Here is a 22227-nt window from a genome sequence, read left to right as displayed (position 1 = left end):
TTACAGGAGGAGGTTTGAGGTGGCAGATGCGTTCATTTTGTTAGGGATAGTCATGGCGATGGTCAGCCTCGGCTTCATTCTTATAAATAAGTTATTCTGTTTTATATCCGCTGGGTGCCTGCTCTCGCTATGCGCCAGCATGGCCAGTTTGCAACTCTGGGATGCGTCTTACTGGGGGCGATGGGGAAAAGTATGCCCCGGCCTGGATGTGATCATCTCCTGCGACAATTACCATTCTCTCTATGACCTGGGATGGGGATTGTACGGTATCGCCTTTTTGTTTTTTACCGCGTTAATGCTCACATGTGTGGTCATTATTCTTATCAATATGATTATGGCTTTAGAGCGATACTGTGCCGGATGGCGGCGCTAACGCGCCTTATCCAGCCTACATTCGAAGAATGCCCATTGAGCGGAACAAGGTTTAGATGGTAATGACTCCAACTTATTGATAGTGTTTTATGTTCAGATAATGCCCGATGACTTTGTCATGCAGCTCCACCGATTTTGAGAACGACAGCGACTTCCGTCCCAGCCGTGCCAGGTGCTGCCTCAGATTCAGGTTATGCCGCTCAATTCGCTGCGTATATCGCTTGCTGATTACGTGCAGCTTTCCCTTCAGGCGGGATTCATACAGCGGCCAGCCATCCGTCATCCATATCACCACGTCAAAGGGTGACAGCAGGCTCATAAGACGCCCCAGCGTCGCCATAGTGCGTTCACCGAATACGTGCGCAACAACCGTCTTCCGGAGCCTGTCATACGCGTAAAACAGCCAGCGCTGGCGCGATTTAGCCCCGACGTATCCCCACTGTTCGTCCATTTCCGCGCAGACGATGACGTCACTGCCCGGCTGTATGCGCGAGGTTACCGACTGCGGCCTGAGTTTTTTAAATGGCGGAAAATCGTGTTGAGGCCAACGCCCATAATGCGGGCGGTTGCCCGGCATCCAACGCCATTCATGGCCATATCAATGATTTTCTGGTGCGTACCGGGTTGAGAAGCGGTGTAAGTGAACTGCAGTTGCCATGTTTTACGGCAGTGAGAGCAGAGATAGCGCTGATGTCCGGCGGTGCTTTTGCCGTTACGCACCACCCCGTCAGTAGCTGAACAGGAGGGACAGCTGATAGAAACAGAAGCCACTGGAGCACCTCAAAAACACCATCATACACTAAATCAGTAAGTTGGCAGCATCACCTGGCAACCCTACCCACACATGAAACATGCCCTTATTGTAATAATCAGGATGTATGGTTGATTATTCGCCAAAAAAGGACCCGTACATGTGGTCTGTCTCAAGCGAGAAAAAGAGATAAGTTTGGTTTAGCGATATGCAATCATTGCAGCAATGAAATCAAGGAAAAACGTTGGTCACCAGCGTTACGTCAACTTTTTACCGAGCAGAAGTCACTATTTAACCTAACCTTTTGGCAACGCTACGGTTTTTGGGTTGGTTGGTTGAGTGTATGGCCCGCGTTGTTTCTGGCAACCTGGCTGTATTTCACATTCCGGGGTTGGTAATACGACCGCATATCTCGTTAAATATACGCAGGAAAGCGCTATTCTTCTGGCTCTCCTGCGGAATTGAAAACTTAACGGAAACTCACCTTTTCACCCGCCTGCTGCGTCGCCGCCTGCTCCAGCAGATCCCAGAACGTTTCGCCGCTGCGATCGCAAACCCACTCGTCGCCTTTCAGATCGAAATGATAGCCGCCCTGTTTGGTTGCCAGCCACACCTGGTGCAACGGCTCCTGACGGTTAATAATGATCTTACTGCCGTTCTCAAAGCTGAGGGTCAGCACGCCGCCGTTGATTTCACAGTCGATATCGCTGTCGCCGTCCCAGTTATCAAGGCGTTCTTCAATGGTGAGCCACAGGGCGTCAGCCAGGCGATGAAATTCACTGTCGTTCATTGTTTTATCCCGCTATTGAGTGATAGCGCCAGTATAAGGGGAAGCGTCAGCTTCTGGAACCGATACGAATTACCGTTGTGAGCGGTAAAGGATAAAACCCAGCGGTAGATAAATGACGATAAATAGCGCACTGGTGATAAGTATGACGGACGCATTAACCGGGAAATGGTTCAGAACCGACAGCATTGCCACCATCAGTGCGACGCAGCCGCCGCAGAGGAGAAAATGCAACAGGATTAAGGGGGCGCGCGGCTTTGCTTTGATATCCAAAAGAGCGCTAAGCAGACCGAGTACCGCGCTTATCGTCAGGACTCCGGCAGCTTCAACACCGTTTATCGTGCCGTGCATAACGCTTTCAACAATGACGTAAATGCATGAACCGATCCCCACGCCCCGAAGGGCGTTTTTCAAATGTTTAATCAAGCGCGCAAAACGGCTTAGCGACGTGATTTTTGGCATTCCTGCGCCTGCGTTATGATGATGATGTCTTTATTGTCGGAGTACATATTCTGATTCAAATTGAGCGTCTTATCCGGGCAGAGGGATGCTGTTCGGTAAATCTGGCTACCAATCCACGTATAAACATAGCGGTTGTCATACGCAAAACGCTCGGTGACTTTTAGCGGCCCATTGATGCTAAAGACCTGAATATCCTGAGCCTGCTGGCTATTATGCATAAAGTAGCCGTGCTCTTTTCCGGCGTTAATTTTCTGGTTCAGGAAGGGGGCTGTGCTATCCAGTTCCAGCGTTTCCAACTGGTCTTCGCCAAAAGGTGAGAGCCTCGCAATGTATAGCCGGTCCTTATATTGCGCGATGCGATCGTTAACCAGATGAAACTGACTCGGGTCAACGTTGGGAATGGTTTGCCAACGACCCCACTCACCGTCAGGTGACAGAACCTTGCGCCAGCGAACCGCTGTTTTGCCGATGTCAAAGGTGCCATCGGTTTTAACATAGGCTGTTTTTACGGAAGGATCGCGCGGGATACCCGTGGCGATAAAAGAGCCATCCTCCATGAGAGCGCCATCTAACTGGGCTATGCGGTAATCCACCCAATAGCCGTATCCTGAGTGTGTTGTTTGCCATTTCATGCGTAGAGCTTTGGGATTGGGCGTGGGATAGCGCCACAGTTGAGCGCCATCAAACGCGTAAACATAGCGATCGTCGCGTGCGTACCATTTTTTGTAATGTGGGCTGTCGCCCAGATGCGCTTCTGTCTCGTCCGGAACGTGATAGTCCATCAGAATAAGCGGGCCAGCCGACTCGAATACCTGCAATCCGTCTTCTTCCTTAAAGTCGGATCGCGTTTTAGTGAGTAAATAACCGTGATACCGCCCGGCATTAAAACGCTTGTCTATTACCAGATTTGGGTTATCCAGCGTGACGACATCCAGTTGGTTTTCGCCGAATTCCGTTTTCCTGATGGCATAAAGCCGATCCTGAGACTGCGCCACCGCATTACTGAGCGGATGAAACTGTTCTGGGTCAAGGCCGGGGATTTCGGCAAATTTGCATCCCGGTCCTTTACGCCACAGCACGCGTTTTTCCTGCAGGTTGAACGCATCACAGTGTTTTTCAATTTGCATGTCCCAATTCAGATTGTTCTGGTTGAGAACGTGACGGTGCAAGCCGTTTTTATCGCGCCAGGTCAATAGAGAACCGGGCATCCAGCGCACCACGGAAAAGGTGTCTGGGTCGGCGTCCAGTTGGTCGCCGTTGATGATGATTTTGGTGCGTGTGCGGGCCAGCGTATCCCAGGGACCAAAGGGGACGGCGATACAAGGATTAAATGTGGCGGAAAATTTACCGCGCTGATCCCAGGACTTTTGCGCCAGAACGGTGAAACTGTCCGGGTCGCTCAGGCGATGCCCGTCGACATAAAGAAAGCGATCGTCGCGCAGCGTCAAGCCCAACAGGTCTGGTTTCCACTGGCTGCTAAATTCAACCTTACGCAATGACTGTAAATTAACGCGGTTTTCGCCGCCGTTGTCATCCGTTCGTTTGCCTTCGTCATAGAGACTATTTTTATCAACGCCGACTTTGCCAAAGGCGCGAAATGAGGCGACATCTACCGATGGCGTCCCCGGCGGATTACGCATGATTTTTCCACCGTACAGAATAACGCGTCCGTCGCTGTAGTAGGAAAAGCGCGGGAAGATAGCCTGCGCACTGGTATGAACGTAATCGGTCGTCAGGTCGGTGAGCGGCGGTTCCCTGTCCCACTCATCCTGAGTTGCCGGGTTAATCAATGAATTGGGTAACCGACGCAGGCGTTTGAAATTCACCTCCGGCAACGAAAGATTGTTCTCCTCTTCTGGCTGGAGATAAACCACGCCGCTGCCTTGCCGTTGATAAACATTGTGCGGAGGTTCACTCAGCCGGCATCCCCAAGCGGGAGGCAGCAGAAGTGAAAGCGAAAAAAGGCAAAACAAATTACGATATTGCATAAGGTCATCCGGACGTGGTACGTAAACCTAAAGTGATGAGCAAAGCATGTTTCCTGATGTAAATGCGCAATAATCATGGCAACGCGCCGCTTTTCAGATTTTATAAAGAGCCCCTAAACGCTTGCTTTTACTCCTTCTCCTGCGATGATAGAAAATAGAAAGCATGAACTTACAGGCAATCCATAATGAAAAACGTGTTTAAGACACTCGCTGTACTTCTGACTCTGTTCAGCCTGACGGGCTGCGGTTTGAAAGGGCCGCTTTATTTCCCGCCAGCCGATAAAAATGCGCCGCCGCCGACGAAAAAAGTCGATTCGCAAACGCAGTCCACGATGCCCGATAAGAACGATCGCGCAACGGGAGATGGCCCGTCCCAGGTCAATTACTGAGGATAGTTTTCTGTCCCCGCGTGAACGGAGTGAATGATGCAATTCTCTAAAATGCATGGCCTTGGCAACGATTTTATGGTCGTCGACGCGGTAACGCAGAATGTCTTTTTTTCGCCGGAACTGATTCGTCGGCTATCCGACAGACACTTGGGCGTAGGGTTCGATCAGCTGCTGGTGGTTGAGCCGCCCTATGATCCTGAGTTGGACTTTCATTACCGCATCTTCAACGCCGACGGCAGTGAAGTCTCGCAGTGCGGCAATGGCGCGCGCTGTTTCGCGCGATTTGTTCGCCTGAAAGGGCTAACCAATAAACGCGATATTCGGGTCAGTACCGCGAATGGCCGGATGGTACTGAGCGTCACGGAAGATGAACTGGTGCGGGTGAACATGGGGGAGCCAAACTTTGAACCCGCGCAGGTGCCTTTTCGCGCCAACAAAGCGGAAAAGACGTATATTATGCGAGCGGCGGAACAGACCATACTGTGCGGCGTGGTTTCAATGGGCAATCCGCACTGTGTCATTCAGGTTGATAACGTCGACACGGCGGCCGTTGAAACACTGGGGCCGGTTCTGGAAAGCCATGAGCGTTTTCCGGAACGCGCCAACATTGGTTTTATGCAGGTTGTAAGACGTGAGCATATCCGGCTGCGAGTCTATGAACGCGGCGCAGGGGAGACCCGCGCGTGCGGCAGCGGCGCGTGCGCTGCCGTTGCCGTGGGGATTCAGCAGGGGCTGCTGGCTGAAGAAGTACGCGTGGAATTACCGGGCGGTCGGCTGGATATCGCCTGGAAAGGTCCGGGTCATCCGTTATACATGACTGGTCCGGCGGCACATATCTACGACGGATTTATCCATTTATGAAGCAACCAGAGGAAGAACTACAGGAAACGCTCACGGAACTGGACGATCGAGCGGTCGTCGATTACCTGCGCCACCACCCTGAGTTTTTTATCCGTAACGCCCACGCCGTTGAAGCGATGCGTGTTCCACATCCCGTGCGGGGAACGGTTTCGCTCGTTGAGTGGCATATGGCCCGCGCGCGTAATCACATCAATGTGCTTGAAGAAAATATGACGCTGCTGATGGAACAGGCTCATGCCAATGAAAGCCTGTTTTATCGCTTGCTGCATCTGCAAAGCCGTCTGGTCGCCGCGGATAGTCTGGATGAGATGCTGATGCGGTTTCACCGCTGGGCGCGCGATTTGGGGCTTGCCGGCGCGACGCTGCGTTTGTTCCCGGATCGGTGGCGTCTTGGCGCGCCATCGCGCTATACGCATCTGGCTTTAAACCGTCAGGCCTTCGAGCCGCTGCGTATTCAACGACTGGGACAGTCGCAGCATTATCTTGGCCCGCTAAACGGCCCGGAACTGCTGGTGGTCTTGCCGGAGGCGAAGGCTGTAGGGTCGGTAGCCATGTCGATGATGGGCAGCGATGGCGACCTCGGGGTGATTCTCTTCAGCAGCCGTGACCCGCACCACTATCAGCCGGGGCAGGGGACGCAGCTTTTACAGGAGATCGCGCTGATGCTGCCGGAACTGCTGGAACGCTGGATTAAACGCGTATGACGGAGGTCGCGCTTTCTCTGGATGTCTCGCGGTTCCTGCGCTATTTAGGCGTGGAGCGCCAGCTTAGCCCCATTACCCTGCAGAACTACCAGCGTCAGCTTGATGCCATTATCGCTTTAGCCGGAGAAACCGGGCTGAAAAGCTGGCAACAATGTGACGCTGCGATTGTGCGCAGTTTTGCGGTGCGCAGTCGGCGTAAAGGGCTTGGCCCTGCCAGTCTGGCGCTACGTCTCTCGGCATTGCGAAGCTTTTTTGACTGGTTAGTCAGTCAGGGCGAATTGAAAGCTAACCCGGCGAAGGGCGTCTCCGCACCGAAAGCGCCGCGTCATCTGCCGAAAAATATTGATGTCGACGACGTTAACCGCCTGCTGGACATCGATCTTAACGATCCGCTCGCCGTACGTGACCGGGCGATGCTGGAGGTCATGTACGGCGCGGGGCTGCGTTTATCCGAACTGGTTGGCCTGGATATAAAGCACCTCGATCTCGATACCGGAGAAGTGTGGGTAATGGGTAAAGGCAGCAAAGAGCGACGCCTGCCGATTGGCCGTAACGCGGTGACGTGGATTGAGCACTGGCTGGATCTGCGCGGCCTGTTCGCCAGCGATGAAGAGGCGTTATTCCTGTCGAAGCTCGGCAAGCGTATCTCCGCGCGCAATGTCCAAAAACGGTTCGCCGAATGGGGCATAAAGCAGGGGCTAAACAGCCACGTGCATCCACATAAGCTGCGCCATTCGTTCGCGACCCATATGCTGGAATCGAGCGGCGATCTGCGCGGCGTGCAAGAGCTGCTGGGTCATGCCAACCTTTCCACCACCCAAATTTATACTCATCTTGATTTTCAACATCTTGCTTCAGTGTACGACGCGGCGCATCCGCGCGCTAAACGGGGGAAATAATGCGTTTTTACCGGCCTTTGGGGCGTATTGCCGCGCTCACCTTTGACCTGGATGATACCCTTTATGATAACCGTCCGGTGATTTTGCGTACTGAGCAGGAAGCGCTCGCTTTTATGCAAAATTATCACCCGTCGCTACGTTCGTTTCAAAACGTCGATTTACAGCGGATACGGCAGGCGGTGCGTGAAGCGGAGCCGGAAATCTATCATGACGTTACCCGCTGGCGCCATCGCGCGATAGAGCAGGCCATGCGGGATGCGGGATTATCGGCGCAGGAGTCCATTGCCGGTGCGAATGCGGCGATGATGCATTTTGCCAAATGGCGCAGCCAGATTGAGGTTCCGCAGGCTACCCATGAGACGTTACAGCAGCTTGCGAAAAAATGGCCGCTGGTGGCGATCACTAACGGCAATGCCCAGCCGGAACTGTTTGGCCTCGGCGATTACTTTAAGTTTGTACTGCGCGCCGGCCCGGATGGACGTTCCAAACCGTTTAGCGACATGTATTTCCTGGCGGCGGAAAAACTGCATGTGCCGATCGGCGAGATCCTGCATGTCGGCGACGATCTGACTACCGATGTGGCTGGCGCTATTCGCTGTGGGATGCAGGCCTGCTGGATTAAACCTGAAAATGCCGACCTGATGCGGACGCAGGACAGCCGTTTACTGCCGCATATCGAAATTTCGCGGTTGGCATCTCTCACCTCGCTGATATAATCACCAGTAGTTCTGTATAAATTCCCAGTTATTCTGGCGGATGGCGCTATGCTTATCCGCCCTACGATAAGTAGCCCCGGTAAGCGAAGCGCCACCGGGCGTTTTTAGTTTTCATGTTTTTACGCGGCGGTGCCAATGGACGTTTCTTACCTGCTCGACAGCCTTAATGATAAACAGCGCGAAGCGGTGGCCGCGCCACGTAGCAACATGCTGGTGCTGGCGGGCGCGGGAAGCGGGAAAACCCGCGTGCTGGTGCACCGTATCGCCTGGTTACTGAGCGTAGAAAACAACTCGCCATACTCCATCATGGCGGTGACCTTTACCAACAAAGCGGCGGCGGAAATGCGCCATCGTATTGGCCAGTTGATGGGGACCAGCCAGGGCGGAATGTGGGTAGGGACGTTCCACGGTCTGGCGCACCGCCTGCTGCGCGCGCATCATATGGACGCTAATTTGCCGCAGGATTTCCAGATTCTCGACAGCGAAGATCAGATGCGTTTGCTTAAACGCCTGATTAAGGCGATGAATCTTGATGAGAAGCAGTGGCCGCCGCGTCAGGCGATGTGGTACATCAATAGCCAGAAAGACGAAGGGCTACGCCCGCACCATATCCAAAGCTATGGCAATCCGGTGGAACAGACCTGGCAGAAGGTGTATCAGGCCTATCAGGAAGCGTGCGATCGCGCTGGTCTGGTGGATTTCGCCGAGCTACTGCTGCGCGCTCATGAACTATGGCTGAACAAGCCGCACATCCTGCAACACTATCGCGAGCGGTTTACTAACATTCTGGTGGACGAATTCCAGGATACCAACAACATTCAGTACGCCTGGGTTCGTCTGCTGGCGGGCGATACCGGTAAAGTGATGATTGTCGGCGACGATGACCAGTCGATCTACGGCTGGCGCGGGGCCCAGGTAGAGAACATCCAGCGCTTCCTCAATGATTTCCCCGGCGCGCAGACCATTCGTCTGGAGCAGAATTACCGCTCGACCAGCAACATTCTTAGCGTGGCGAACGCCCTGATTGAAAACAACAACGGGCGTCTGGGCAAAAAGCTGTGGACTGACGGCGTTGACGGCGAACCGATATCGCTGTACTGCGCTTTCAACGAACTGGATGAAGCTCGCTTTGTGGTTAATCGTATCAAAACCTGGCAGGACAACGGCGGCGCGCTTGCGCAATGCGCCATCCTTTATCGCAGCAACGCCCAGTCGCGCGTGCTGGAAGAAGCGTTATTACAGGCCAGTATGCCGTACCGCATTTACGGCGGTATGCGCTTCTTCGAACGCCAGGAGATCAAAGATGCGCTCTCTTATCTGCGTTTGATTGCCAATCGCAACGATGATGCCGCCTTTGAACGCGTGGTGAATACCCCAACGCGCGGTATCGGCGACCGCACGCTGGACGTGGTGCGCCAGACCTCGCGCGATCGCCAGCTAACATTGTGGCAGGCGTGCCGTGAATTGTTACAGGAAAAAGCCCTGGCCGGGCGTGCGGCCAGCGCGCTGCAACGCTTTATGGAACTGATCGACGCCCTGGCGCAGGAAACCGCCGACATGCCGCTGCATGTGCAGACTGACCGGGTGATCAAAGATTCCGGCCTGCGCACCATGTATGAGCAAGAAAAAGGCGAGAAAGGCCAGACGCGCATCGAAAACTTAGAGGAACTGGTGACGGCAACGCGGCAGTTCAGCTACAACGACGAAGATGAAGATTTAATGCCATTGCAGGCCTTCCTCTCTCACGCGGCGCTGGAAGCGGGCGAGGGGCAGGCGGATACCTGGCAGGATGCGGTACAGCTGATGACGCTGCACTCGGCCAAAGGGCTGGAGTTCCCGCAGGTGTTTATCGTCGGGATGGAAGAGGGGATGTTCCCCAGCCAGATGTCGCTGGATGAGGGCTGGCGTTTGGAAGAGGAGCGTCGTCTGGCCTACGTCGGCGTTACCCGTGCCATGCAGAAACTGACGCTAACCTATGCCGAAACTCGCCGTCTGTATGGTAAAGAGGTTTATCATCGCCCGTCGCGTTTCATCGGCGAGTTGCCGGAGGAGTGCGTGGAAGAGGTCCGTCTGCGCGCCACCGTCAGTCGTCCGGTGAGCCATCAACGAATGGGAACGCCGCTGGCGGAAAACGACACAGGCTACAAACTCGGCCAACGCGTGCGCCATGCGAAGTTCGGCGAGGGAACTATTGTCAACCTGGAGGGCAGCGGCGAACATAGCCGGTTGCAGGTGGCTTTTCAGGGGCAAGGGATCAAATGGCTGGTTGCCGCGTATGCGAAGCTGGAAACGGTTTGACCGGCTCTCATATTGCCGGATGGCACCTCTTATCCGGCCTACGCGCTGGCTAACATTTTGATTTGTAGGCCGGATAAGGCGAAGCCGCCATCCGGCGATATATTGATGTTAATATTCTGAAATCATAGATAAATACTCTCACTCTGCTAACCTTTCTGCATAAGGGGAAATTATTGCTTTTTCGCGTTTCGTTGCGTGTTGACGGCAAATTTTTGCTGGCGTAACATGCGCCCACGATTACGCTAAGAGGACATTCGCCTTGGACACACCCAGTAGATACTGGCTCATTATCCTGTCATCCAGGATCAACTCCTAAGGCTATCCCTTTTTGCTGATAGCCTTAGCGGTTGTCAGCGACCTTTCATTTTTTCCCGTCGCGTTGAGTCAGGCTGTTTAATGGTCTGAAACCCAATTTGTTTCTGTGTGCCCATCTGAACTGTCCGATATTTTTACGCATTGGGAGTCCCGGTCATGCTGAGCGCATTTCAACTGGAAAAAAACCGACTGACCCGGCTGGAAGTCGAGGAGTCACAAAGCCTGATTGATGCCGTATGGGTCGATTTGGTCGAACCGGACGACGACGAGCGATTGCGCGTACAATCTGAGCTGGGCCAGAGTCTGGCGACGCGTCCTGAACTGGAAGATATCGAAGCATCCGCGCGCTTCTTTGAAGACGAAGACGGACTGCATATCCACTCCTTCTTCTTCTTCGAAGATGCGGAAGATCATGCCGGTAACTCTACGGTGGCATTCACTATTCGCGATGGCCGTCTGTTTACGCTGCGTGAACGCGAACTGCCCGCCTTCCGTTTGTATCGTATGCGCGCCCGCAGCCAGGCGATGGTCGATGGTAATGCTTACGAACTACTACTCGATCTGTTCGAAACCAAAATTGAACAGTTGGCGGATGAAATCGAAAACATCTACAGCGATCTGGAAAAACTGAGCCGCGTCATTATGGAAGGGCATCAGGGCGATGAATACGACGAAGCGCTCTCCACGCTGGCGGAACTGGAAGATATCGGCTGGAAGGTACGCCTGTGTCTGATGGATACCCAGCGCGCGCTGAACTTCCTGGTGCGCAAGGCGCGCTTACCGGGCGGACAGCTGGAGCAGGCGCGTGAGATCCTGCGCGATATCGAATCTCTGCTACCGCACAATGAATCGCTGTTCCAGAAGGTGAACTTCCTGATGCAGGCGGCGATGGGTTTCATCAACATTGAACAGAACCGCATTATCAAAATCTTCTCGGTGGTTTCCGTGGTGTTCCTGCCGCCGACGCTGGTCGCTTCCAGCTATGGGATGAACTTCGAGTTTATGCCGGAACTGAAGTGGAGCTTTGGTTATCCAGGCGCGATTATCTTTATGATTCTGGCGGGGCTTGCGCCGTATCTGTACTTTAAGCGCAAGAACTGGCTGTAAGACATTAAGGCCAGGGTGATTCAGCTGCGGCTGAACCACCCTGAAAAGTTACAGGCTCCAAGTATTGATACCTTTAACCTCTTTTTCATAGAACCACTTATTTGTATTGACGCCGACATAAGCTGCGACAACAAGTCCAAGTATGTTAACGCCGATTAATGCTCCAATAAATATTGCAACGATCCCTAATAAAATAACTATAATTGCTTTTTTCCACAGACCCAGTACAAACAAATAAATCCATGAGAAGAAAAAGGCAATAAAGTTTATTTGAATAGTCAACCGTTGTCGGGGCTTTAATGCTTTAAATGCCTGTTTATATTCTGGGCTTACTTTCCAAAATCCAGGGAAACCATGTTGATCGTAAAATGAAAAACGGTATTTCCATTTTTCAGATAACGAACCATCATTAATATAATCCTTGTCCATGTAAACTCCATTAAATTACTTGTTGAGTGAATTCGAATCCGGGGGGGCCAGAAGTAGCAGAGAAAAGGTTGCAAAATACCAGATTAGAAAAAGAGGCATACCAAAGCCATCGCAAGCGAAATCTTCAGCAACCATTATCACGAAGGAGGCAATATAGATTACAAGCGTACCCCATACATAGAATTTTATATATTCAAAGCCACTGTCTCTGAATCGCTGACAGTTTAAATTAATGACGAGATAATGTAGTAAAATTGTGAATAAAATTGCCAGTATCACAAAGCTTAAATATAATAAAACCCCAACCAAAATGGAAAATATTATATTTATTAGCGCGAATGATAATAAATAACGACATCTGGAAACACATCTCTCAGATGAAGGAATAAAAACACTTAACATTAATTTCACATCCATATGTTGGGTTACGTCGTTAGCATGACAATATGCTACCCCCCTTACAAGGGGAGGCATATTTTTTCAGATTATATTTAGAATAATAGTCGCGTTATTTTTTACGCTGCGTATAAATCGCATCCATCACGAAAATCGCCAGCGCGACCCAGATAAACGCAAATGTCACCATCTTATCCGCGCCCGGCACTTCGCCATAAAACGTCACCGCCAGTAAAAACATCAGCGTTGGGCCGATATACTGGAAAAAGCCCAGTGTAGAAAGACGCAGACGCGTAGCCGCTCCGGTAAAGCACAGCAGCGGAATCGTAGTGACCACACCCGCCGCCATTAACAGCAAGTTCAACGATAGTGCGTTTTGCCCCATATGGCTGGTGGCGCTATCGGCGATGCTAAACAGATAAATCGCGGCGACCGGCAACAGCCATAGCGTTTCGACCAGCATACCCGTCTGCGCTTCAACGGCGATCTTCTTACGCACCAGGCCGTAAAACGCAAAACTAAACGCCAGCCCCAGCGCGATAATCGGCAGCGAGCCAAAGGTCCAGAGTTGCACCAGCACGCCGCACACCGCCAGAATCACCGCCAGCCACTGCATTCGACGGAAGCGTTCGCCAAGAAAAATCATCCCCAGCAAGATGTTAACCAGCGGATTAATGAAATAACCCAGGCTGGCCTCCAGCATATGGTGATTATTTACCGCCCAAATGAACAATAGCCAGTTACCGCCGACCAGTACGGCGGACAGGGCCAGCAGGAAAATCTTCTTTGGCGTTTTCAGTAAACGCTTAACCTGTCGCCACTGCCGGCTGACGCTAAGCAGCGCCACCATAAAGAAAAATGACCAAATCACGCGGTGCGTCAGGATCTCATCTGCGGGAACGTAATAGATCAGCTTGAAATATGCGGGGGCGATCCCCCAAATAAAATAGGCGGCAAGAGCGAGTAATACGCCCTGCCGTGTTTGTTTTGCGTCCATCCGGAAAACTCGTATCTGAAGTGTAACAACAGTTTACCTGCTTTTATCCCACCATATAAGTAGCGGTGGCGCTGGCGATGTACAGCTGATCTTCATTGTGTAATTCCACGCGGGCGACGGCCACTTTATTCCCTGCGCGCAGCAGGCTACTGGTGGCCGTAAAGCGGTTGCCTCTGCCCGGACGCAGGTAATCGACGCGCAGGTCAATCGTTCCCATCCGCGACAGGCGCTGGCGTAGTTCATCTTCGCTGATGGTTTCGTGGCGAGTTAGCGTGCTGCCGACGCATACCAGTCCGGCGGCGACATCCAGCGCAGAGGCGATCACGCCGCCGTGTAAAATGCTTTGCGCCCAGTTGCCGACCATCATCGGCTGGTTGTTGAAGGCCAGTTGGGCGAACGCTTTTTCATAGCGTTCCAGCTCCAGCCCTAACGCCCGATTAAACGGCATGTGGTAGACAAACATTTCACCCACTAATTTCAGAGCTTGTTCAGCGGTAAGTACAGCGGACATAGATTCCTGATACTCCATTGGTTAATGAAATGTTGATATTATGCTTCTTAATTGTTGTTTTCTACTTTAAGAAGGGATAACTAACGGCTATGTGTGTAAATATGTAAAAATGGTTGGCAGAGAATGATTCAAGCTGAAAATACTTCGTCAGGAGAACGTCAAGAATGCGGGCGATTTTGAGAGGGTTGTTGCCAGCCACGCTACTGCCATTAGCGGCATATGCACAAGAAGCTACGATAAAAGAGGTTCATGATGCGCCTGCAGTACGGGGAAGTATCATCGCTAACATGCTACAGGAGCATGATAACCCTTTTACGCTTTACCCTTATGACACGAACTACTTGATCTACACGAACACCAGCGATCTGAACAAAGAGGCCATAAGTACCTACAACTGGTCTGAAAACGCACGTAAAGATGAAGTGAAATTTCAGTTGAGCCTGGCGTTTCCGCTGTGGCGCGGAATACTGGGGCCGAACTCGGTACTGGGCGCTTCCTATACGCAGAAATCCTGGTGGCAGCTTTCCAACAGTAAAGAGTCTTCGCCGTTTCGCGAAACCAACTACGAACCGCAGCTTTTTCTTGGTTTTGCTACCGATTATCGCTTTGCCGGCTGGACGCTGCGCGACGTAGAGATGGGCTACAACCATGACTCTAACGGACGTTCGGACCCCACCTCGCGTAGCTGGAACCGTCTGTATACCCGTCTGATGGCCGAAAACGGTAACTGGCTGGTAGAGGTCAAACCATGGTACGTGATTGGCAGTACCGACGATAATCCGGACATCACCAAATATATGGGTTATTACCAGCTTAAAATCGGTTATCACCTGGGCGAGGCGGTATTAAGCGCCAAAGGCCAGTACAACTGGAATACAGGCTACGGCGGCGCGGAAGTTGGATTAAGCTATCCGGTCACTAAACATGTCCGGCTTTATACCCAGGTGTATAGCGGCTATGGCGAATCGCTGATCGACTATAATTTTAATCAGACACGTGTCGGCGTCGGCGTGATGCTTAACGATATCTTCTGATTGGATTGTGTTTTAAACATTGCAGTTTCTCTCGCAGGCGCTGAAAATAGCGCCTGTTTTGATTTATGGTGAACGGGGTTAATGTGGCGCAGGCGGAAGTGTTGAATCTGGAATCAGGGGCCAAACAGGTTTTGCAGGAAACCTTTGGCTACCAACAGTTTCGCCCGGGCCAGGAAGCGATTATTGATACTGCGCTCTCCGGTCGCGACTGTCTGGTCGTCATGCCCACCGGCGGCGGCAAATCTCTGTGCTATCAAATCCCCGCGTTGTTGCTGGACGGATTGACCGTCGTCGTTTCGCCCCTGATCTCGTTGATGAAAGACCAGGTCGATCAGCTACTGGCGAACGGGGTGGCGGCGGCCTGTCTGAACTCCACTCAAAGCCGCGAGCAGCAGCTTGAGGTGATGGCGGGGTGCCGTACCGGACAGATTCGTCTGCTGTATATTGCGCCGGAACGCCTGATGCTGGACAACTTTCTTGATCATCTGGCGCACTGGAATCCGGTATTGCTGGCGGTGGATGAAGCGCACTGTATCTCGCAATGGGGACATGATTTCCGTCCGGAATATGCGGCTCTCGGTCAGCTTCGCCAGCGTTTTCCCGCTTTGCCGTTTATGGCATTGACCGCCACCGCCGACGACACCACGCGCCAGGATATTATTCGTCTGCTTGGGCTTAACGATCCGTTAATCCAGATCAGTAGCTTTGACCGACCGAATATCCGCTACATGCTGATGGAGAAGTTTAAGCCGCTCGACCAGCTAATGCGCTATGTTCAGGAGCAACGCGGCAAATCGGGTATCATCTACTGCAACAGTCGGGCGAAAGTGGAAGATACCGCCGCGCGCTTGCAAAGTCGCGGCATTAGCGCGGCGGCCTATCATGCGGGGCTGGAAAACGCTATTCGCGCCGATGTGCAGGAAAAATTTCAGCGCGACGATCTGCAAATCGTGGTGGCGACCGTCGCTTTTGGAATGGGCATAAACAAACCTAACGTACGTTTCGTCGTGCATTTCGATATCCCGCGTAATATTGAATCCTACTATCAGGAAACGGGCCGCGCCGGGCGCGACGGACTGCCTGCGGAAGCCATGCTATTTTACGATCCGGCTGATATGGCCTGGCTACGTCGTTGTCTGGAAGAGAAACCAGCCGGACAGCTTCAGGATATTGAACGGCATAAGCTGAATGCGATGGGCGCTTTTGCCGAAGCGCAAACCTGCCGCCGCCTGGTATTGCTTAATTACTTTGGCGAAGGCCGACAAGAACCGTGCGGCAACTGCGATATCTGTCTCGATCCGCCCAAACAATATGATGGCTTAAACGATGCCCAGATTGCGCTTTCTACCATTGGTCGGGTTAACCAGCGTTTTGGCATGGGCTACGTTGTCGAGGTGATCCGCGGCGCGAATAACCAACGCATCCGCGATTTCGGTCATGACAAACTCAAGGTTTATGGCATGGGACGCGAAAAGAGCCATGAGCACTGGGTGAGCGTGATTCGCCAGCTCATTCATCTGGGGCTGGTAATGCAAAATATTGCGCAGCACTCCGCATTACAGTTGACGGATGCCGCGCGTCCGGTACTCCGTGGAGACGTTCCGCTAAAGCTTGCGGTGCCGCGCATTGTCGCCCTCAAACCCCGCGTGATGCAGAAATCGTTCGGCGGTAATTACGATCGCAAATTGTTCGCTAAGTTGCGCAAGCTGCGTAAAGCTATCGCTGATGAAGAGAATATCCCGCCGTATGTGGTCTTTAACGACGCCACGTTGATAGAAATGGCGGAACAGATGCCGGTTTCCGCCAGCGAGATGTTAAGCGTTAACGGGGTTGGGATGCGCAAACTGGAGCGCTTCGGGAAAGAATTCATGGCGCTCATCCGCGCGCATGTCGATGGTGATGACGAAGAGTAGTCAGCCCGGCAAAAAAGTGCCAGGATGGTGACTCACTGAACTATTTCCCCGCGAGCCATTTTTATGTTGATGCTATTTTTCACCGTGGCAATGGTGCACATCGTTGCGCTAATGAGCCCTGGCCCCGATTTTTTCTTCGTGTCTCAAACTGCCGTCAGCCGTTCGCGTAAAGAAGCGATGATGGGCGTACTGGGCATCACCTGCGGCGTGATGGTATGGGCGGGCGTGGCGCTGCTTGGCCTGCATCTCATCATCGAAAAAATGGCCTGGCTGCATACGATCATTATGGTAGGCGGCGGCCTGTACCTGTGCTGGATGGGCTATCAGATGCTGCGCGGCGCGCTGAAAAAACAGGATGCGGCGGCGTCTTCTCCGCACATTGAACTGGCGCAGAGCGGGCGCAGTTTTCTCAAAGGGCTGCTGACCAATCTGTCGAATCCGAAAGCGATTATCTATTTTGGTTCCGTTTTTTCACTGTTTGTCGGCGATAACGTCGGCGCTGCGGCGCGCTGGGGTATTTTCGCGTTAATTACCCTGGAAACGCTGGCCTGGTTTACCGTAGTCGCCAGCCTGTTCGCGCTGCCGAAAATGCGCCGTGGCTATCAGCGTCTGGCGAAATGGATTGATGGCTTTGCCGGCGCTCTGTTTGCGGGCTTTGGTATTCACCTGATTATTTCGCGTTAATTTACCTCCGGGCCGGATAAACATCATCCGGCACGACTATCACGCGTGTCTTGCCGACGCCAGGAGCGCGCCTACCAGCATAAACAACGAACCAAACGCTTTATTCAGCGCCTTCATCTGCTTTGGTCCTTTAATCCAGGCGGCAATGCGCTGCGCCAGCGTGGCGTAACCGGTCATCACAATCATATCCACCACAATCGTGGTGACGCCGAGAATGAGGTACTGCGCCAGTTGCGGTTGCTGCGGCATGATGAATTGCGGAAACAGGGCGGCAAGAAAGACAATACTTTTGGGATTGGTTAGATTGACAAATATCGCCCGTTTGAACAGCCGACCCCGCGATTGCGTCTGGGCGAGAGTATGCAGATCGATAGCGCCTGCGGCGCGCCATTGCTGGATACCCAGCCAGATAAGATAAGCCGCGCCAGCCCATTTCAGAATTTCAAAAGCGATGAGCGAGCGCGAAAAGAGCGTACCCAGTCCGACGCCCACCAGTACGATATGTATCCCCAGCCCGGTCTGGAGCCCGGCGATAGAAGCCGCTGCGCCACGATATCCATGGTTGATAGACGTCGTCATGGTATTGATGGCGCCTGAACCCGGAGAAAGACTCAACAGAGTTGAGGTCAGTAGATAGGCGAACCACCATTCAAAGGTCATGCGAAACTCCTTGGTTGTCTGTTTTTGTGCCACAATACGCTACTGCCGCTGTGTTGTGTCAGGCACGACGCAAAAAACGATTTTACCTGGTAAACGAGGCCGAAAACCCGATGTTTCAGCAGCAAAATGACTGGGAAACAAGAGAAAATGCGTTTGCCGCTTTTGCTATGGGGCCGCTGACCGATTTTTGGCGTCAGCGGGAAGAGGCGGAGTTTATCGGCGTGGATAACATTCCGGTGCGCTTTGTCCGTTTTCGGAATGACTCCAACGATCGGACGATCGTCATTTGTCCTGGCCGCATTGAGAGTTATGTAAAATACGCTGAACTGGCGTATGACCTTTTTCATCTCGGTTTTGATATCTTCATCATCGACCACCGTGGTCAAGGGCGCTCCGGGCGGATGTTATCGGACCCGCATCGGGGTCATGTCGATCATTTTAACGATTATGTTGAGGACTTAGCGGCGTTCTGGCAGCAGGAAATTGAGCCGGGGTCGTGGCGTAAGCGTTATATCCTGGCGCACTCAATGGGGGGCGCGATAGCCACCCTGTTCCTGCAACGCCATCGTGTGCGGTGCGACGCTATTGCGCTCACCGCGCCGATGTTTGGTATTGTGATACGCTTGCCTTCCTTTATGGTGCGCCATATTCTCGACTGGGCCGAAGGGCATCAGCGTATCCGTGAAGATTACGCTATTGGTACCGGTCAGTGGCGGGCGTTGCCGTTTGGGATGAATGCGCTGACCCACAGCCGCCAGCGTTATCAGCGCAACTTACGATTTTATGCCGACGAGCCGCAGCTGCGCGTTGGCGGCCCCACCTGGCATTGGGTACGCGAAGGCATTCTGGCGGGTGAGCAGGTACTGGCTGGGGCGAGCGATGACACGACGCCTACGCTACTGATTCAGGCGGAAGAAGAGCGGGTAGTGGATAACCGCACCCACGATCGTTTTTGTGAAATTCGCGCCGCGGCGGGATACCCTTGTGAAGGGGGAAAACCGCTGGTTATCAAAGGCGCGTACCATGAGATCCTTTTTGAAAAGGACGCCATGCGCTCAGTCGCGCTTAACGCCATTGTTGAATTTTTCAACAAGCCTAATTTATCCAGCGGAAATCGCTTTGCTTAGAGGTTAAATTTTATTATGTATCAGGTTGTTGCGTCTGATTTAGATGGCACGCTGCTCTCCCCCGACCATACGTTGTCCCCTTATGCCAAAGAGACTCTGAAGCTGTTGACCGCACGCGGCATCCATTTTGTCTTTGCCACTGGTCGTCATCATGTCGATGTAGGGCAAATCCGCGATAATCTTGAAATCAAGTCTTACATGATCACCTCCAACGGCGCGCGAGTGCACGATACCGACGGGAATTTGGTTTTTACGCATAATCTGGACAGCGACATTGCCAGCGACCTGTTCGGCGTGGTGAATGCGAACCCGGACATCGTGACTAACGTTTATCGCGACGACGAATGGTTTATGAATCGTCATCGCCCCGATGAAATGCGTTTTTTCAAAGAGGCGGTATTTAACTATTCGCTGTTTGAGCCTGCGCTGCTGGAGCCGGAGGGCGTCAGCAAAGTGTTTTTCACCAGCGACACTCATGAAAAGTTGTTGCCGCTGGAGCAGGCGATTAACGCGCGCTGGGGCGATCGGGTAAACGTGAGCTTCTCTACGCTAACCTGTCTGGAAGTGATGGCGGGCGGAGTGTCGAAAGGTCATGCGCTGGAAGCGGTCGCTCAGGCGATGGGGTACAGCCTGAAAGAGTGTATCGCCTTTGGCGACGGAATGAACGACGCTGAAATGCTCACGATGGCGGGCAAAGGCTGCATCATGGGCAATGCGCACCAGCGTCTGAAAGACCTGTATCCCGAACTTGAGGTGATCGGCATCAACGCGGATAACGCCGTGCCGCATTACCTGCGCGATCTTTTCTTACGCTGATGTGATTGTTTGTTAGTTGACCAGTTGTCAACCTCACTCTCCGCTACAATGGGTGTTCCCTGTTTTAAGAGACATCCATTGTGGCGCTACTCATCATCACCACTATCCTGTGGGCTTTCTCCTTTAGTCTATTTGGCGAGTATCTTGCCGGGCATGTCGATAGCTATTTCGCGGTGCTGATACGCGTTGGGCTGGCGGCGCTCGTTTTTCTGCCGTTTTTGCGTACTCGCGGGCACAACCTAAAAACCATCAGCCTGTATATGCTGGTGGGGGCGATGCAGCTTGGCATCATGTATATGTTGAGCTTCCATGCTTACCTCTACCTGACCGTATCCGAACTGCTGCTGTTTACCGTTTTGACGCCGCTCTATATCACGCTGATTTACGATGTGATGAGTCAGCGTCGTTTGCGCTGGGGCTATGCATTTAGCGCGTTGCTGGCGGTGATTGGCGCCGGGATTATTCGCTACGATCGCGTGACCGACCATTTTTGGGTCGGTTTGCTCCTGGTGCAGCTTTCTAATATCAGTTTCGCTATCGGAATGGTGGGGTATAAACGTCTGATGGAGACCCGTCCCATGCCGCAGCACAACGCCTTTGCGTGGTTCTATCTGGGGGCGTTTTTGGTGGCGGCGGTGGCGTGGTCGCTGTTGGGGAACGCGCAAAAGCTGCCGGAAACCACGCTGCAATGGAGCATTCTGGTGTTTCTCGGCGTGGTGGCGTCCGGCATTGGCTACTTTATGTGGAACTATGGCGCTACCCAGGTAGACGCCGGGACGCTGGGTATCATGAATAATATGCATGTTCCCGCAGGACTGCTGGTTAATCTTGCCATCTGGCATCAGCAGCCCCACTGGCCAAGCTTTATTACAGGCGCGGCTGTGATCCTGGCTTCGCTGTGGGTGCATCGAAAATGGGTCGCTCCGCGCTCCGCACAAACGGCAGATGATCGCAGGCGTGATCCCGCGTCGAGCGAATAAACGCCTCGGTCACCGCCTGACGCTGGTCGCCGTCGCGCACGGCGGCATACAGGCGGCTCCACAGACCATCGCCCAGGGTTTTGGTCACCACCAGACCCTGGCGCTCAACGCTTTCCACCACCCAGTGCGGCAGGGCGGCAATACCCATTCTGGCCGCCACCATCTGAATCAGCAGTAGCGTATTATCCACGCTTTTCAGCAGCGGACTGATACCCGCCGGTTGCAGGAAATGTCGCCAGACATCCAGCCGGCTGCGCTGCACCGGGTAAATCAACAGCGTTTCGCTGGCTAAATCTTCCGGCGTAATCTGCGTTTTGCTGGCCAGCGGATGGTCGGGCGCCAGCACCAGTCGGACTTCAAAATCAAACATCGGCGAATAATGCAGCCCGCTGCGCGGCAAAATATCCGACGTCATCACCAAATCCAGCTCGCCTTGTTGCAAGGCCGGTTGCGGATCAAAAGTGACGCCGGATGTGAAATCCATTTCTACCTGCGGCCAGCTTGCACGGAAGTTTTCCAGCGCCGGGGTCAGCCACTGAATACAGCTATGACATTCAATAGCGATGCGCAGACGAGTTTGCTGCGGTTCGTTGCACGCCTGCAGCGCACGGCTGATTTGCGGCAGCACCTGGTTTGCCAGTTGCAGCAGAACTTCCCCCTGCGGCGTAAAGCGCAGCGGCTGGCTTTTACGCACGAACAGGCGGAAGCCAAGGCGTTGTTCCAGATCGCTGAACTGATGAGACAGAGCGGATTGAGTCTGGTGCAGCACCGCAGCAGCAGCAGCCAGCGATCCACTATTCCGCAATGCCTGGAGTGTTTTCAGATGTTTAATTTCGATCATGAAAGTCCTTCACTTCGCCATGAACAAATTGCGCTTGAGGAATATACAGTACCTTTACATTATGGATGTGTAAACATCCAGACGTCTAAAACTCGTCATATTTCGACTTGCAGATGCGTTGGCTTCCTTGCTTACCCCAGTCACTTACTTCAGTAAGCTCCTGGGGATGCGCTGTGTCGCCGCCTTCCTG

General features: G+C 53.0%; 26 protein-coding genes. 16 read left to right on the top strand and 10 right to left on the bottom strand.

Going from position 1 to position 22227, the window contains the following annotated elements:
* Positions 1-19 precede the first annotated feature (19 nt).
* On the top strand, positions 20-373 hold the full coding sequence (locus tag AAYN39_RS00600; RefSeq protein ID WP_000752582.1) for a hypothetical protein: 354 nt from the start codon (positions 20-22) through the stop codon (positions 371-373).
* A gap of 72 nt (positions 374-445) precedes the next feature.
* Here the strand turns inward: AAYN39_RS00600 and AAYN39_RS00595 are convergent.
* Positions 446-1143 (bottom strand): IS1-like element IS1B family transposase gene (locus AAYN39_RS00595; protein WP_095033700.1). Its coding sequence is split into 2 segments (ribosomal slippage): positions 446-894 and positions 894-1143, totalling 699 coding nucleotides; the frame shifts between segments, so codons are not numbered across the junction.
* Between the two features lie 54 nt (positions 1144-1197).
* Here AAYN39_RS00595 and AAYN39_RS00590 point away from each other — a divergent pair.
* A complete protein-coding gene (locus tag AAYN39_RS00590) occupies positions 1198-1521 on the top strand; it encodes a hypothetical protein (RefSeq protein WP_048664613.1) in 324 nt (107 codons plus the stop codon).
* Positions 1522-1592: 71 nt separating this feature from the next.
* Here AAYN39_RS00590 and cyaY read toward each other — a convergent pair whose 3' ends face one another.
* From cyaY to AAYN39_RS00575, 3 genes are all read right to left on the bottom strand, one after another.
* The gene (cyaY, locus tag AAYN39_RS00585; RefSeq protein WP_000999925.1) at positions 1593-1913 is read right to left on the bottom strand and encodes an iron donor protein CyaY; all 321 of its coding nucleotides are present in this window, start codon (positions 1911-1913) and stop codon (positions 1593-1595) included.
* 69 nt (positions 1914-1982) lie between these two features.
* Positions 1983-2372 carry a DUF3021 family protein gene (locus tag AAYN39_RS00580; RefSeq protein ID WP_001124435.1) on the bottom strand — a complete coding sequence of 130 codons (390 nt, stop codon included), beginning with the start codon at positions 2370-2372 and terminating at the stop codon, positions 1983-1985.
* The gene (locus tag AAYN39_RS00575; protein WP_001773074.1) at positions 2351-4360 is read right to left on the bottom strand and encodes a hypothetical protein; all 2010 of its coding nucleotides are present in this window, start codon (positions 4358-4360) and stop codon (positions 2351-2353) included. Before AAYN39_RS00575 ends, AAYN39_RS00580 begins: the two co-directional genes overlap by 22 nt.
* Positions 4361-4545: 185 nt before the next feature.
* Between AAYN39_RS00575 and AAYN39_RS00570 the strand changes: the two genes are divergently transcribed.
* The 8 genes from AAYN39_RS00570 (at position 4546) to corA (ending at position 11649) form a co-directional block, all read left to right on the top strand.
* Positions 4546-4749 (top strand): lipoprotein, encoded by a 204-nt coding sequence (locus AAYN39_RS00570; RefSeq protein WP_000799903.1) that lies wholly within the window; start codon positions 4546-4548, stop codon positions 4747-4749.
* 36 nt (positions 4750-4785) lie between these two features.
* Complete coding sequence (gene dapF / locus AAYN39_RS00565) at positions 4786-5610, top strand: diaminopimelate epimerase (RefSeq protein WP_001160671.1); 825 nt, start codon at positions 4786-4788, stop codon at positions 5608-5610.
* A complete protein-coding gene (locus tag AAYN39_RS00560; protein WP_000812760.1) occupies positions 5607-6314 on the top strand; it encodes a DUF484 domain-containing protein in 708 nt (235 codons plus the stop codon). The genes dapF and AAYN39_RS00560 overlap by 4 nt, the downstream gene beginning before the upstream one ends.
* On the top strand, positions 6311-7213 hold the full coding sequence (xerC, locus tag AAYN39_RS00555; protein WP_000141123.1) for a tyrosine recombinase XerC: 903 nt from the start codon (positions 6311-6313) through the stop codon (positions 7211-7213). Before AAYN39_RS00560 ends, xerC begins: the two co-directional genes overlap by 4 nt.
* The gene (yigB, locus tag AAYN39_RS00550; protein WP_001213563.1) at positions 7213-7929 is read left to right on the top strand and encodes a 5-amino-6-(5-phospho-D-ribitylamino)uracil phosphatase YigB; all 717 of its coding nucleotides are present in this window, start codon (positions 7213-7215) and stop codon (positions 7927-7929) included. The genes xerC and yigB overlap by 1 nt, the downstream gene beginning before the upstream one ends.
* Positions 7930-8064: 135 nt before the next feature.
* On the top strand, positions 8065-10227 hold the full coding sequence (gene uvrD, locus AAYN39_RS00545; protein ID WP_000383444.1) for a DNA helicase II: 2163 nt from the start codon (positions 8065-8067) through the stop codon (positions 10225-10227).
* Positions 10228-10486: 259 nt separating this feature from the next.
* Positions 10487-10543 carry a YsgD/CorL family protein gene (gene ysgD / locus AAYN39_RS00540; RefSeq protein WP_212723238.1) on the top strand — a complete coding sequence of 19 codons (57 nt, stop codon included), beginning with the start codon at positions 10487-10489 and terminating at the stop codon, positions 10541-10543.
* A 155-nt stretch (positions 10544-10698) separates the two neighbouring features.
* Positions 10699-11649 (top strand): magnesium/cobalt transporter CorA, encoded by a 951-nt coding sequence (corA, locus tag AAYN39_RS00535; protein ID WP_000947139.1) that lies wholly within the window; start codon positions 10699-10701, stop codon positions 11647-11649.
* Between the two features lie 48 nt (positions 11650-11697).
* On the opposite strand, the gene AAYN39_RS00530 is transcribed toward corA, so the two are convergent.
* From AAYN39_RS00530 to yigI, 4 genes are read right to left on the bottom strand one after another with little or no spacing between them, the layout of a single operon-like run.
* Positions 11698-12078 carry a DUF2628 domain-containing protein gene (locus tag AAYN39_RS00530; RefSeq protein ID WP_000356594.1) on the bottom strand — a complete coding sequence of 127 codons (381 nt, stop codon included), beginning with the start codon at positions 12076-12078 and terminating at the stop codon, positions 11698-11700.
* Positions 12079-12093: 15 nt separating this feature from the next.
* The gene (locus tag AAYN39_RS00525; protein WP_001738611.1) at positions 12094-12552 is read right to left on the bottom strand and encodes a membrane protein; all 459 of its coding nucleotides are present in this window, start codon (positions 12550-12552) and stop codon (positions 12094-12096) included.
* A 34-nt stretch (positions 12553-12586) separates the two neighbouring features.
* Complete coding sequence (gene rarD, locus AAYN39_RS00520) at positions 12587-13471, bottom strand: EamA family transporter RarD (RefSeq protein ID WP_000339085.1); 885 nt, start codon at positions 13469-13471, stop codon at positions 12587-12589.
* Between the two features lie 43 nt (positions 13472-13514).
* A complete protein-coding gene (gene yigI / locus AAYN39_RS00515; RefSeq protein ID WP_001277136.1) occupies positions 13515-13982 on the bottom strand; it encodes an acyl-CoA thioesterase YigI in 468 nt (155 codons plus the stop codon).
* A 164-nt stretch (positions 13983-14146) separates the two neighbouring features.
* Between yigI and pldA the strand changes: the two genes are divergently transcribed.
* From pldA to rhtC, 3 genes are all read left to right on the top strand, one after another.
* Positions 14147-15016, top strand: coding sequence for a phospholipase A (pldA, locus tag AAYN39_RS00510; RefSeq protein ID WP_001201692.1), 870 nt, complete (start codon positions 14147-14149; stop codon positions 15014-15016).
* A gap of 83 nt (positions 15017-15099) precedes the next feature.
* The gene (gene recQ, locus AAYN39_RS00505) at positions 15100-16929 is read left to right on the top strand and encodes an ATP-dependent DNA helicase RecQ (RefSeq protein WP_001533487.1); all 1830 of its coding nucleotides are present in this window, start codon (positions 15100-15102) and stop codon (positions 16927-16929) included.
* Positions 16930-16992: 63 nt separating this feature from the next.
* Positions 16993-17613, top strand: coding sequence for a threonine export protein RhtC (gene rhtC, locus AAYN39_RS00500; protein WP_000928814.1), 621 nt, complete (start codon positions 16993-16995; stop codon positions 17611-17613).
* A gap of 39 nt (positions 17614-17652) precedes the next feature.
* Here the strand turns inward: rhtC and rhtB are convergent, their stop codons facing one another.
* Positions 17653-18273, bottom strand: a complete 621-nt coding sequence (rhtB, locus tag AAYN39_RS00495; protein ID WP_000142520.1) for a homoserine/homoserine lactone efflux protein — start codon at positions 18271-18273, stop codon at positions 17653-17655.
* A 110-nt stretch (positions 18274-18383) separates the two neighbouring features.
* Here rhtB and pldB point away from each other — a divergent pair, with 110 nt between their 5' ends.
* The 3 genes from pldB (at position 18384) to AAYN39_RS00480 (ending at position 21196) form a co-directional block, all read left to right on the top strand.
* A complete protein-coding gene (pldB, locus tag AAYN39_RS00490) occupies positions 18384-19400 on the top strand; it encodes a lysophospholipase L2 (protein ID WP_000487681.1) in 1017 nt (338 codons plus the stop codon).
* A gap of 15 nt (positions 19401-19415) precedes the next feature.
* Complete coding sequence (gene yigL / locus AAYN39_RS00485) at positions 19416-20216, top strand: sugar/pyridoxal phosphate phosphatase YigL (protein ID WP_000285338.1); 801 nt, start codon at positions 19416-19418, stop codon at positions 20214-20216.
* A gap of 80 nt (positions 20217-20296) precedes the next feature.
* On the top strand, positions 20297-21196 hold the full coding sequence (locus AAYN39_RS00480; RefSeq protein ID WP_001196257.1) for a carboxylate/amino acid/amine transporter: 900 nt from the start codon (positions 20297-20299) through the stop codon (positions 21194-21196).
* On the opposite strand, the gene metR is transcribed toward AAYN39_RS00480, so the two are convergent.
* Complete coding sequence (metR, locus tag AAYN39_RS00475; RefSeq protein ID WP_000569786.1) at positions 21084-22037, bottom strand: HTH-type transcriptional regulator MetR; 954 nt, start codon at positions 22035-22037, stop codon at positions 21084-21086. The genes AAYN39_RS00480 and metR overlap by 113 nt on opposite strands.
* Positions 22038-22227: the final 190 nt, after the last annotated feature.

The organism is Salmonella sp. K21076 (assembly GCF_039650795.1).
GTDB classification, from domain to species: Bacteria; Pseudomonadota; Gammaproteobacteria; order Enterobacterales; family Enterobacteriaceae; genus Salmonella; species Salmonella enterica.
The sequence above is the reverse complement of the archived record's forward strand: the minus strand, read 5'-3'. Positions and strand labels throughout refer to the sequence as shown.